This is a genomic window from Streptomyces sp. T028 (assembly GCF_048159505.1).
Classification (GTDB): Bacteria; Actinomycetota; Actinomycetes; order Streptomycetales; family Streptomycetaceae; genus Streptomyces.
Window position 1 is genome coordinate 1 of record NZ_JBLRVZ010000061.1, and the last position, 11,870, is coordinate 11,870.

Below are 11,870 nucleotides of genomic sequence, written 5' to 3' on the forward strand. Positions count from 1 at the left end.
GGTGCCTGGAGGGACGGGGTGGTGAAGGAAGCGGGGCGCGGCTGGACCACGGGGACGGGGTGCTCGGCGCGGGGGGTGGGCCGTCGGAGAGGTACGGGGGCGGTGAGGGGGCGGCGCTGGACGGGGGGTGTCGGTGAGTTGGAAGGTGTGGGGAGCGTGGCCGGGCGCTGGGCGGTGGGGGCCAGGGCACGCTGGATCGCCTCCGGGACAGGGGTGATCGGCGTGGGGGCGGGGGGTGCCGCGACGGGGGCCGGAGCGACGGGCGGGACGGGTTCGGCCGGGCGGGCGGGGAGCGGGGCGCCGAGCAGGGGGCGGGCTGGGGCGGAGGGCTTGGCGGTGCGCTGTACGGCCGGGGCGGTGGGGGTGCCGGGCGTGGCGTTTGACCGCGAGGGGCGCGAACTGGCCGACGCACGCGGGGAGTTGGTGGGCATCGAGGATGCCGGGAGGGGGGCGCCGAGGCCTGTGCGGGGGCGGGCGGCGGGGGCCGACGCAGGGGGCTGGGCGCTGTGCGGGGCGGCGGCGCGCTGCACGGGGCGGCCGACGGGGTTCGCGGTGTCGGGCGAGTGCTGCGGGTGGGACAGGGGGGCGGCTTGCGGCACCGGGGGCGTGGGCACGGGCGCGGAGGCCTGTGCGGGGGCCGATGCGGCCACGGCTCGCTGCACGGGGTGCGGGGCGGCCGAGGGTTCGGCCGGGCGGACGGCCGTGGGGGTGTCCTGGGCCGGGGTGGCGGCCCGCTGGACGGTACGCCCGGCGGACGTCGGCAGGCCGGTTTGCGTGGCTACGGGAGTACGGCCGCCGTCCGTGTTCCCGTCCTGGCGCCGGAGGACGGGTGCGGGCGCGTCGCCGACCGGGGCCGGGGGTACGGCTCGCTGGACGGGGTGCTCGGGGACCGCCGTCGGCGAGGGCGCGGACGCGGGTGCGGAGCCGGGCTGCCGGGGAGTTGGGGCTGCTGGGGGCGTGGCCTGGTGCGGGGGTGTGGGTGTGGCCTCGGGGGTGTGTGGAACGGCCCGCTGGATGGGGTGGTCGGCGGAGGGTGGGGCGGTAGGGGGTGTGGGCGTGGGGGAGCCCTTGGGTGCCTGTGAAGTGGCGCGTTGGACGGGGTGGTCGGCCGGGGGCGGTGCGCTCGGGGGCGTGGCCTGGTGTGGGGGTGTGGGGGTGGCCTCGGGGGTGTGCTGAACAGCCCGCTGAACCGGGCGGCCGGCCGAGGGCGGGGCGGTGGGGCCGGGGACCGGAGCATGTACGGGGTGCCCGCCGCCGGAAGGGGCGGGCACCCCGCCGGCCGCTCCCGACGGGGGAAGCGGTGCGGCCACCGCCGACGGGCCTGGGCCCGGGGCGGGTTCCTTGCCGGACGCCGGACGGTCGCCGTCGGTGCCCGTGCCCCGGGGCGCGGCCGAGGCCGGCCCGGCAGGGGCGGACGGGAGACGGGCGGGCAGCGTACGCCGCTGCACCGGGGCCGGGGCCGACCTGGTCAGGGGGATGGCGGAGGCCGCCGGACGCGGTGCCGCCGGGGACACCCGGATGCCCCGCGCCGCAGTGGCCGACGGCGGGGAAGCCGGGCGCACGGGGCGCCGTTGCGCGACCGGGAGCGAGGAGGGGGAGGCCGATGGGGAGGCCGGCGCATGGGGCGCGGGCACGGGGGCCGGTGAGCCGCCGGGGTGCGCCGATGCGGCGCCGGGGCGGTTCGGAAGCGCGGGCGCGGTCGACGACTGGATCGGGAGTGGCGCGGTGGATCCGGAAGGGGTCGGCGATGCGGCGGCGGGTTGGACCGGGGGCGCGGGCGCGGTCGACGACCGGATCGGGAGCGGCGCGGTGGACGCGGAAGGGGTCGGCGATGCGGCGCCGGGCCGGTTCGGGTGCGCGGGTGCGGGAGAAGGCGGGACCGGGCCGGACGGGGACGACACCGCACCGATACGCCTCGACACGGCCACCGGAACCACCGGAACCACCGGAACCACCGGCGAGGATCCCGACCGGGCGGCCGAGGCCCGCTGAACCACCGGCACGGCGGACGCGGCTCCGGCGTTGGGGCGAGCAGGTCCGGTACGGGGCAGGGCGGGCGCGGCACTGGGGTGCGCGGGGCCGGCGCCCGGGACGACGGGGCTCGTGCCGGGAAGAGCGGACCTGGTACCGGGAAGGGCCGATCCGGCGCGCTGGATCGCGGGTCCCGGAGCGGGGACGCCCGTTCCCGCACCCGGGAGCGTCCGTCCGGCACCTGGCAGCGCGGATACGGCACTTGGAGGCGTCGGCGAAGCCCCCGACGGGGTGGGACCCCTCCCCGGAAGCGAGGTCGAGAGCCCCGGCAGCGGCGCGGAAGCGGCACCGGGACGCGCGGAGGCCCCCGGCACACCGGCCCCGCTTCCGGGCAGGCCGGAGCGAACCCCCGGCAGCCCCGAAGCCGCCGGCCGCGCGACCGGAACAGCCCGCTGTACGACGGGAACGGCCCGCTGTACGACCGGTACGGCCCCCGGCAGACCAGGAACGACCCCTGGCAGCCCCGGCGCCGCTCCCGGTAGCCCAGTCACAGCCCCCGGCAGCCCCGCCACACCCCCCGCCACCGGTGCCGTCTGCACCGGAACCGTCTGCACCGGAACCGTCGGTACCGGAACCGTCGGGCCGGCAGGCGAAGTCGGCCTCGGCGCGCCCGCAGCCGGCGCTTCGCTCAGCAACCCGCCCGTGCCGGCGCTTCCGTCCAGGACCGTCAGCGGGCGTACGCCGGTGAAGGTCGGGTTCTGATACGTGGCCAGCCGCCCGCCGAACCCGGAATCGGCGACACCCGCCGCCGTCGTACCGGACGCCACCACCCGCTGGATCGGAGGCAGCCGGGTCCAGGACGCGGCCACCACAGGGCCGCCGCCGCCCGCGAAAGCCCCGGCGCCCGCAGCGGACGTACCGTCACCGGAACCCGACGTACCGGAACCCGACGTACCGGAACCCGACGTACCGGAACCCGACGCATCCGAGCCCGCGGCAGGCGTCTCCGCCCCCCGCCGTCGCCCCCCGCCCCGGAATCGATCCAGAAGACCCACCGCTCAGCCCTCCGTTCCGCCCCGGGTCACCAGGGAGCCGATCTGGTCCGTCCAGCGGCGGCGGTCGTGGTGTTCCAGGTCGAGGATGTCGTCGAGGGACCAGTGGAAGTGGTAGGCGACGTACGCGATCTCCTCGTGCAGCCGGTCGGTCGCGTACGTCACGATTCCCCCAGGCGGCTCCCGCCCAGTTCCACCTCGAAGGGCTCCGCGCAGTGCGGGCACTCCACCGTGGCGCGGGTGTGGCCCTCGGCGTTGATCTGGCGGTAGAAGTCCTGGAGGAAGGCGAGGTCGGAGGCGAACATGTTCTCCACCACGCCGTCGTGGACCAGCGGGAGCGTGCCCAGGCGGGTGATGACCCGGCCCAGCAGCACGACCGACAGGTACGCCGGGTTCTCCTGGACGCGGATGTCCCGCAGCGGGACCAGTTCGTCGCGCGCCGTCGACAGCCGCATCACACCGTCGCGGTGGACGGTGCCCGCCTCGTCGACGTACCCGCGCGGCAGCTCGAAGGCGAACTCCGTCTGCAGGGTCTGCCGCTGCACCGGGGCCGGCGCGGGCGCCGCGGGCGGGAGCGGGGCGGCCTCCTGAGAAGGCTGCTCCACCTCCGCGCGCGGCGCCCGCACAGCCGTACGCCGCATTACTCGATGACCAGTTCTTCGAACGTGATCGTCACGGTCTCGGTCAGCGCCGACGCCTCGCCCGCCTTCACGGTGCTGGTGTCGATCTTGCTGCACCACGCGTTGCGCATGTTGTACCGCTTGACCGGATTGTTCATGTAGTCCATGACCATGATGGTGGCGTTCTTGCGGGCGGAGCCCATCGAGCCGTTGATCGACTCGGTGATCCACTGGTTGAACGCGGCGGACTGGGTCATACCGCGGACGACCGTGCAGGTGCCCGCCTTCTTCACGCCCGGCAGCTTCTTGGTGACCGGCTTGCCCTGCGCGGAGACCTGCTGGTACTCGATGACGTCCTGTTCGAGGCTGAGGCCGCTGACCTCGGCGAGGTACTCGACCATCACGCCGTCGATCTGCAGGCCGAAATTGTGCGAAGTAAGGGCGTCACCCGGCTGGAGGCTCATCTGCTTTTCCTTCTAGGGGAGTTGACTGCGAGTACGGACGAGGAGGGGTAGGGGTGCCTACTCCTCCAGCTCCCCGTTGCCGCTCGAGAACTGCGCCAGCCGGAAGATCACGAACTCGGCCGGCTTGACCGGGGCGATACCGATCTCGCAGATCACCCGGCCGACGTCGACCGACTCCGGCGGGTTGGTCTCCTCGTCGCACTTGACGTAGTACGCGTCCTCGGGCTTGGCGCCGAACAGGGCGCCGCTGCGCCACTCGTTGACGAGGAACGCCGAGACGTTGCGCCGGATCCGGGCCCACAGGGCGTGGTCGTTCGGCTCGAACACCACCCACTGGGTGCCGATCAGGATCGACTCCTCCAGGTAGTTGAAGTACCGGCGGACGTTGAGGTAGCGCCAGGCCGGGTCCGACGACAGCGTCCTCGCGCCCCAGATCCGGATCCCGCGACCCGGGAAGGCGCGGATGCAGTTCACGCCGATCGGGTTCAGCAGGTCCTGCTCGCCGCGCGTGATCTGGATCTCGAGGTCCACCGCTCCCCGCACGACCTCGTTGGCCGGGGCCTTGTGCACGCCGCGCTCGGAGTCGTTGCGGGCCCAGACACCGGCGACGTGGCCGCTCGGCGGGATCAGGCGGGCCTGGCCGGACGCCGGGTCGAAGGACTTGATCCAGGGGTAGTACAGGGCGGCGTACTTGGAGTCGTAGCCGGCCGTCTCCTGGCGCCACACGCGGATCTGACGGGCGTTGAGGCCCGGCGGCGGGTCGATGATCGCGACGCGGTCGCCCATCAGCTCGCAGTGCGCGATCAGGCCCAGCTGGACCGCCTTGACCTGCTCCAGGTCGATCGCGCCGCGCTGGTAGGCGGCCATCAGGTCGGGGACCGCCACCATGGAGATCTCGTCGACGGCCTCCAGGCCGCCGAAGCCGGTGCGGTCGGCGCTGTCGCCCAGGTACTGGGCGGGGCCGACGGTCACGGTGTCGTCGGCGGCCGGCACGGCGGGCGCGGCGGCGGGCGCCGACGGCAGCGCGACCGTCTGGTTCTCCGGGCGGGCCAGCTGCGCGGCGGGCGCGGCCTCGGCCACGGTGATGAGCTTGGACCGCTCCTTGACCTGGGTGACGACGTAGGAGCGGTTGCCCTTCTTCGCCGACACGTCGAAGGTCTCGACCGGCCGGTCGCCGTCCTTGACGATCAGCTTGAACCGCTCGGCGGGGCCCTCGCCCTCCGCGTCCGCGACCTCGACGCTCAGGTTGCCCGGCGCCGTCGCGGTCACCGTGAAGGTGCCGAGCTGCTTCGGCTCACCGGCCGGGAGCGCGGCGGGCGCGGCCGAACCGGTCACCGCGGACGGGGACTTGGTGTCGCCCGACGCGCCCGCGGCGGTGCCGCCGACACGGACGACGTACGCGGCCGAACCGCCGTTGTTGAAGAAGCCGTAGACGGAGTGCGCCAGGTAGTACCCGTCGGTGAAGTCACCGAACGCCGCCACGTACTGGGTCCAGTTGGTCACCAGCGTCGGCTCGTTGAGCGGGCCGGTCGGGGCGAGCCCGACGAAGGCCGCCACCGAGGTGCCCACCCCCTCGATCGGGCGGGAGCCGCTGGCCACCTCCTCGACGTATACGCCGGGCGACAGGTAGGACGGCATGCTGTGCTCTCCTCGGGGTACGCGTCAGGACGTTCCCACCGTCACGCGCGAAGCGCGTCCCCTGAAACGGCCTCCGGTGCACGTCCCGGGGCACACTCGGTGCCCGGTCGGGCAACGGGCCCCGGTCACGAGCGGCAAAGTGTGCGCGCAGTCTCAGCGACACGCCGTGCCGACGGCGTGTCGCTGAGACTCTCTCGACACTTCGACGCCGCCCGGGTCCGGCGGGGGTTCGGGGGGCGGCCCGGGGGCGGCCGGGGGCGGCCGGGGGGCGGCCCGGGGGCCTGTCCGGCCGGGAGGGCAGGCGGTGCGGTCCTGGCGGGCAGTCGCTCTGCCCCGTGGCCTCTCACCCCGGTCACCGGCCACACCGTAGCGTCGGTGCGTGAGCCTGTGGACTTCCCTCGAACCCGCTTCCGTCACCGTCGACCCCGGCAGCCGGGCGACCGTCCGGTTGCGGGTGCGCAACACCGGTGACGTCGTCGACGAGTACCGTTTCGAGCCCGTCGGAGACGTCGCGCCCTGGACGACGGTGGAGCCGCAGACGTTGCGGCTGTACCCGGGGACGACGGGCACGGTCGAGCTGACCTTCGCGCCGCCGCGCACCTCGGACGCGACGGCGGGGCCGAACCCGTACGCCGTGCGGATCACGCCGACCGAGCACCCGGACGCGGTGACCGTACCCGAGGGGAATCTGACGATCACCCCGTTCACGGAGGTGCGGGCCGAGCTGGTCCCGCCGACCGTGAAGGGGCGGTTCAAGGGCAGGCCCCGGCTCGCGATCGACAACCTCGGCAACACCAAGGTGACCGCCTCCCTCAGCGGCGGCGACAACGGCGACCGGCTCCAGTACGAACTCCAGCCCGCCAACGTGCAGATCGAGCCCGGCCGCGCGGTGTTCGTGGACACCACGCTGCGGCCCCGGCAGATCATCTGGTTCGGGTCCAAGGAGGAGCAGCCCTACCGGCTGGCCGTACGGCGGTCGGGGGCGCAGCCGATGGAGGTCGACGGTACGTTCGTGCAGCGCGGGTTCCTGCCGCGCTGGCTGGCGACCGCGCTGAGCATCTCGCTGGCCCTCGCGATCGCGTTCGTGATGATCTGGCTGGCGTACAAGCCGCAGGTGCGTTCCCTCGCGACGGAGAAGCTCGCGGAGGCCGGCGCCACCACGCTGCCCAGCCCCTCGGCGCCCATCGAGAGCGCGCCGCCCGCCGCCGAGACCAGCGCGCCCGCCGCCCCGGACGTCCCCGAGGACACCAGCGGGGACGCGCAGGCCGGGAGCGGCAGTGGAAGTGGCAGCGGGAGCGGGAGCGGGAACGGTGGCGGGGGCTCCTCCGAGGAGAGCGAGAAGCCGAAGGAGGAGACCGCCGCGACGGCCGTGGCCGAGCAGGCGGCGCGCAGCGACGGGCGGCACATCTGCTACCGCGCCTATGTGGCCGACCAGGGCTGGCAGGACCCGGTCTGTGACGGCGACATCGCGGGCACGACCGGCAAGGGCCTGCCCATCAAGGCGCTCAACATCGCCACGGCGGGCACCGGAGGCGTCACCGGCAACGGCGCCCATGTGACCGAGGGCTGGCTGACCGGCAACAAGTGGTCGAAGGCCGCCGACGGCGTCGACATGTACCTCGGCAGCACCAAGGAGTCGGTCTCGCCCCTGCAGGGCTTCACCATCCAGGTCATCAAGGGTTCCGTCTGCCAGAACGCCCACATCAAGGACAAGGGCTGGCGCGGACTGGGCTGCACGGACCCCAACGCCACACAGAAGTGGATCTACGGCGGCAGCGCCATGGACTGGAAGCTCCAGCTGGAGGCGGTCCGCTTCACCGTCTGAGGCCCGCAGCAACGGCGCCTCCCACCCCAGAAAACGTCGAAAGGGCCCGTGAGGTGACTCTGTGGACTTCTCTTGAACCGGCGGCCGCGACCGTCGACCCCGGCAGCACGACGACCGTCAGACTCCGGGTGCGCAACACCGGTGACGTCGTCGACGAGTACCGTTTCGAGCCCGTCGGAAACATCGCGCCCTGGACGACGGTGGAGCCGCAGACGCTGCGGCTGTACCCGGGGACGACGGGCACGGTCGAGCTGACCTTCGCACCGCCCCGCACCCCGGACGCGACGGCGGGGCCGAACCCGTACGCCGTGCGGATCACCCCGACCGAGCACCCGGACGCGACGACCGTCCCGGAGGGGAATCTGACGATCACCCCCTTCACGGAGGTGCGGGCCGAGCTGGTCCCGCCGACCGTGAAGGGGCGGTTCAAGGGCAGGCCCCGGCTCGCGATCGACAACCTCGGCAACAGCAGGGTCACCGCGTCCGTCGCGGGGGCGGACATCGGTGACAACCTGTCGTACGAGTTCCGGCCGTCGAACGTGCAGATCGAGCCGGGCCGCGCCGCGTTCGTGGACACCACGCTGAAGCCCCGGGACATCATCTGGTTCGGGGGCAAGGAGCAGCGGTCGTACGCGCTGAGCGTGCAGCGCTCGGGGGCGGTGCCGCTCTCGGTCGACGGTACGTTCGTGCAGCGCGGGTTCTTACCGCGCTGGCTGGCGACCACGCTGAGCATCGCGATGGCGCTGACGATCGCGTTCGTGATGATCTGGCTGGCGTACAAGCCGCAGGTGCGCTCCCTCGCCTCGGAGAAGATGGTCGAGGTCAACGGCTCCGCGCTGCCGAGCCCCTCCGTGGCGGCGCCGTCCGCGCCGAAGACCGACTCCTCCGCGCAGGCCCCGGCGGACCAGCCGGCCGCCTCCGCCCCGGCGCAGAACGACGACACGAGCGGCTCGGGTTCGGGCTCCGGGTCCGGTTCCGGTTCCGGGTCGGGCGGCTCGGGGTCGGGCGGCGGCGGGGGCGGTTCCGACGACTCGGACGAGGAGACCGAGGTGGCCGGACAGCTGATCATCGGGAACGGCTCCAACCGTTGCATCGACGTGACCGACGCCCAGAACGGCAAGGGCAAGGACGGCACCCCGCTGCAGATCTGGGACTGCGCGAGTTCCGCCAACCAGAAGTGGGACTTCCGCAGCGACGGCACGGTCCGCGCGCTCGGGCTGTGCATGGACGTCGCCTGGGGGTCGAAGGACGACGGCGCGGTCATCCAGCTCGCGAACTGTAGCGGCAATCCCGCCCAGCAGTTCGTGCTGAGCGACGCCGGTGACCTGGTCAATCCGCAGTCGAACAAATGCGTGGACGTCAAGGACAACGGCACCGGCAACGGGGCGAAGCTCCAGCAGTGGACCTGCTCGGGGACGCCCAACCAGAAGTGGCGGGTGGAGTAGGAGACGGAGGCCTTTCGAGGCCTACCAGTTGGCCTCACCGGGCACCAGGCGGCCCGCCTTGCGGTACTCGCGGCGGGCCCCCTCCAGCAGGTCGCCGTCGCCGACCGGCTCGCCCCTTCCGGCGGCCAGATAGGCGGCGGTGACCACCGCGCTGCGGATCGACCCACCCGCCAGCTCGAAGTCACGGGCCAGCGGGGCCGGGTCGACGCCCTCGGCGCACGGCACATGCGCGAGCCCGTGCCGCCACAGCGCGAGCCGCTGCTCCTGGTCCGGGAACGGGAAGTCGATCACCAGGTCGAGCCGGCGGGTGAACGCCTCGTCGATGTTGGCCCGCAGGTTGGTGGTGAGCAGCGCGATCCCGTCGAAGGACTCCAGGCGCTGCAGCAGATAGGCGCTCTCCATGTTGGCGTACCGGTCGTGCGAGTCCTTCACCTCGGAGCGCTTGCCGAAGACCGCGTCGGCCTCGTCGAAGAGCAGCACGGCGTCGGTGCGGTCGGCCTCGGTGAAGATGCGCTCCAGGTTCTTCTCGGTCTCGCCGACGTACTTGTCGACGATCGAGGACAGCTGGACGACGTACAGATCGAGCCCGAGTTCGGCGGCGACGACCTCGGCGGACAGGGTCTTGCCGGTCCCGGACTCCCCCGCGAAGAGCCCGAGCACGCCCCTTCCTCGTCCCCCGCCCGCGCTGAGCCGCCAGTCGCCGAGCACACGGTCGCGGTGGCGGGCGCGGAGGGCGAGTTCGTGCAGCTGGGCTAGTGGGCGGTCGGGCAGGACCAGGTCCGTCCAGCCGACGTCGGGGCGGATCCGGCGGGCATGCCGTTCCAGCCCGGACGCGGACTGCTGACGGGCGGCGAGCCGGACGTGGTCGGCGGTGAGCGGGCCGCCCTCGAAGGCGGCGAGGGCGCGAGCGGCCTGCGCGGCCCGCGCGACCCGGTCACCGCCGAGGCGGTAGGGGGCGACGGTGGCGGCGAGGTCGAAGAGGACGTGGCTGGCCCCCAGTTCCGTCTCCCACGCCGTCGTGCCGCCCGCCCGGCGGCGCGGGGCGTCCAGGACCAGGGGGTCGGTGGGGGACCAGTGGGGGTCGTAGGGTCGGGGGTCGGCGAGGAGGACGGTCACGTCCGGTGCGGCGGTCAACGCGGCGACGAGCGGGGCCGGTTGCTCGGTGAGTCCGGTCACCACGATCGCCCGCCCGGTCAGCCGGGCCTCGCGCAGGAGGGCGGGGACGTGGTCGGTGCCGCCGGTGAAGCGCAGGCCCTCGACACCGGCCGTGCGCAGGGCGCCGGCTATGGCGGCCAGGCCGTCGCCCTCACGGTGTTCACGCAGGTAGACGGCGAGGGGGCCGTGACCGAGGCGGTCGGCGAGCCGGTGGGCGAAGGCCTCGGCGGGCAGCGCGCGGGGCAGGGATTGCAGCCGGCCCTGCAGCGACGCGTCCGGGGTGGCGTCGCCGAGGAGATGGGCGAGGAGCCGGTCGGGGACGCGCAACGAACGGGACAGGAAGGGGCGTTCGGGCTCCTCGATCTCCAGCAGGCCGAGTGCGCTGAGCGGCGCCGAGGCGTGGAAGCGGGCGCGGGCCTGCGCGAGGTGCGCGGGCGCCCCGCACAACTCCAGCGCGAGCCCGACCGTCGCCCGACGCCTGCTGACGTCGTCGTTGAGGTAGCCGTACAGCGGCTCGAACGTCCGGTCCAGATCGGGCGCGAGCGCGACGAGGAGTACGGCGATGTCGAGCCCGGTGAGGGACAGGCGCCCGGCGAGGGCGGAGAGCCGGTCGACGGGCACGTCCACCGCCGGGTCCACCGGGGTGACCGACCCGGGCCCGCGCTCCAGCAGGTGCCGTACCGCCTCCTCGGACAGATACAGCCCGCGCAGGGGATCCCCGGCCGTGGGATCCCCGACGACCCGCTCATCGACGAGCCCGGCGACCCGCTCCCGCAGGTCGGCGAGACGCACGAGCAGCGCGGTGGCCGGATCGGCCGGGTGTGCTCGTTCGGCGGAGTCGGAGGGCGGGGCGTCGGCGATGTCCGGTCGCTCGGTCGGGCCCCCGGCTGCTGTCACCGGTGTCACCGGTGTCACCGGCCGTCCTTCTCCGTGGCCTCGCGGGCCTCGCGCGCCGCCTGGGCCGCCGCCAGATGGTGGGGCCGGTGCCCGCGGCCCGCGCTCTGCGGGGGTTCGCCGTCGAGGCCCGCGACGCGGACGACCGCGCCCTCGGTGACCGGCGGGCCGGCGTCGTACTCGGGGTAGGCCGGGAAGGGGGCCGTCACCACCAGGTCGAGGGAGGGCTTGAGCTCGCCGCCCAGGGCGGACCAGATCTCGGCGAGGGAACGGGACTCGGTCTGGACGCCGGCCACGTTCAGATGCACGGCGAGGCCCAGGTCCCGCAGCGCGCCCGGGAGTTCGTCGGCGGAGAGGATCTCGCGCGGGATGAGGTTGGCCAACACGGCGGAAAGAAGCCGGTGTTCGTCCTGCGGGGTTTTGGTCCAGGCGGTCACGAGGTAGGAAAGGCGGAACCAGCGCGGCGGCTGACGCCGTTTCACCACGACGTCCCGCTCGTCGCGCACCCCGACCTGCCCGCGCTGGCGGCGGGCCACGTCCTCCCGGATGTCGTACAAGTAGGCATTGACGACAGGGGAGTTGCGCCGGGCCGCCCAGTCACGGGTGGGTGCCTCGAAGGAGACGTCGATGCCGGAGCCGGTCAGCGCGCCCCCGCCGAGCAGGCCCTTGAGGACCTCGTCGACCTCGTGGATCACCCTCGCGCTCCTCCATCACCCGTACCACTGACCCCCTTGACCGATCGTGCCTCCGATCGTGCGGGTTCCGCAGGCGCGCCGGGGTCGACGGCCGGGCACGACACGCTGCCC

Annotated in this window: 9 protein-coding genes and 1 pseudogene; 3 read left to right on the forward strand and 7 right to left on the reverse strand. The window is 73.8% G+C overall.

Annotated features, from left to right (window positions below; all coding sequences use genetic code 11):
- A pseudogene (locus ACLZN2_RS44375) lies at nt 1-1,271 on the reverse strand (hypothetical protein); the annotation flags it as partial.
- A gap of 97 nt (nt 1,272-1,368) precedes the next feature.
- Here ACLZN2_RS44375 and ACLZN2_RS44380 point away from each other — a divergent pair.
- Nucleotides 1,369-1,992, forward strand: a complete 624-nt coding sequence (locus ACLZN2_RS44380) for a hypothetical protein (RefSeq protein WP_416985506.1) — start codon at nt 1,369-1,371, stop codon at nt 1,990-1,992.
- A 1,037-nt stretch (nt 1,993-3,029) separates the two neighbouring features.
- Here ACLZN2_RS44380 and ACLZN2_RS44385 read toward each other — a convergent pair.
- From ACLZN2_RS44385 to ACLZN2_RS44400, 4 genes are read right to left on the reverse strand one after another with little or no spacing between them, the layout of a single operon-like run.
- Entirely contained in the window at nt 3,030-3,188 is a 159-nt protein-coding gene (locus ACLZN2_RS44385) for a DUF6760 family protein (RefSeq protein ID WP_352348269.1), read from the reverse strand.
- Nucleotides 3,185-3,664 carry a hypothetical protein gene (locus tag ACLZN2_RS44390; protein WP_416985508.1) on the reverse strand — a complete coding sequence of 160 codons (480 nt, stop codon included), beginning with the start codon at nt 3,662-3,664 and terminating at the stop codon, nt 3,185-3,187. Before ACLZN2_RS44390 ends, ACLZN2_RS44385 begins: the two co-directional genes overlap by 4 nt.
- Nucleotides 3,664-4,107: a phage tail protein gene (locus ACLZN2_RS44395; RefSeq protein ID WP_133910917.1), complete on the reverse strand. Its 444-nt coding sequence runs from the start codon at nt 4,105-4,107 to the stop codon at nt 3,664-3,666. The genes ACLZN2_RS44390 and ACLZN2_RS44395 overlap by 1 nt, the downstream gene beginning before the upstream one ends.
- Nucleotides 4,108-4,164: 57 nt before the next feature.
- A complete protein-coding gene (locus ACLZN2_RS44400; protein WP_416985510.1) occupies nt 4,165-5,745 on the reverse strand; it encodes a phage tail sheath subtilisin-like domain-containing protein in 1,581 nt (526 codons plus the stop codon).
- A gap of 379 nt (nt 5,746-6,124) precedes the next feature.
- Between ACLZN2_RS44400 and ACLZN2_RS44405 the strand changes: the two genes are divergently transcribed.
- Nucleotides 6,125-7,570, forward strand: a complete 1,446-nt coding sequence (locus tag ACLZN2_RS44405; protein ID WP_416985511.1) for a hydrolase — start codon at nt 6,125-6,127, stop codon at nt 7,568-7,570.
- 53 nt (nt 7,571-7,623) lie between these two features.
- Nucleotides 7,624-9,015, forward strand: coding sequence for a ricin-type beta-trefoil lectin domain protein (locus ACLZN2_RS44410; protein WP_416985512.1), 1,392 nt, complete (start codon nt 7,624-7,626; stop codon nt 9,013-9,015).
- 21 nt (nt 9,016-9,036) lie between these two features.
- Here ACLZN2_RS44410 and ACLZN2_RS44415 read toward each other — a convergent pair whose 3' ends face one another.
- Together ACLZN2_RS44415 and ACLZN2_RS44420 are read right to left on the reverse strand one after the other, a co-directional pair.
- Nucleotides 9,037-11,031: an ATP-binding protein gene (locus ACLZN2_RS44415; protein ID WP_416985565.1), complete on the reverse strand. Its 1,995-nt coding sequence runs from the start codon at nt 11,029-11,031 to the stop codon at nt 9,037-9,039.
- Between the two features lie 50 nt (nt 11,032-11,081).
- Nucleotides 11,082-11,759 carry a DUF4255 domain-containing protein gene (locus ACLZN2_RS44420; RefSeq protein ID WP_416985514.1) on the reverse strand — a complete coding sequence of 226 codons (678 nt, stop codon included), beginning with the start codon at nt 11,757-11,759 and terminating at the stop codon, nt 11,082-11,084.
- Between the last annotated feature and the right edge of the window lie 111 nt (nt 11,760-11,870).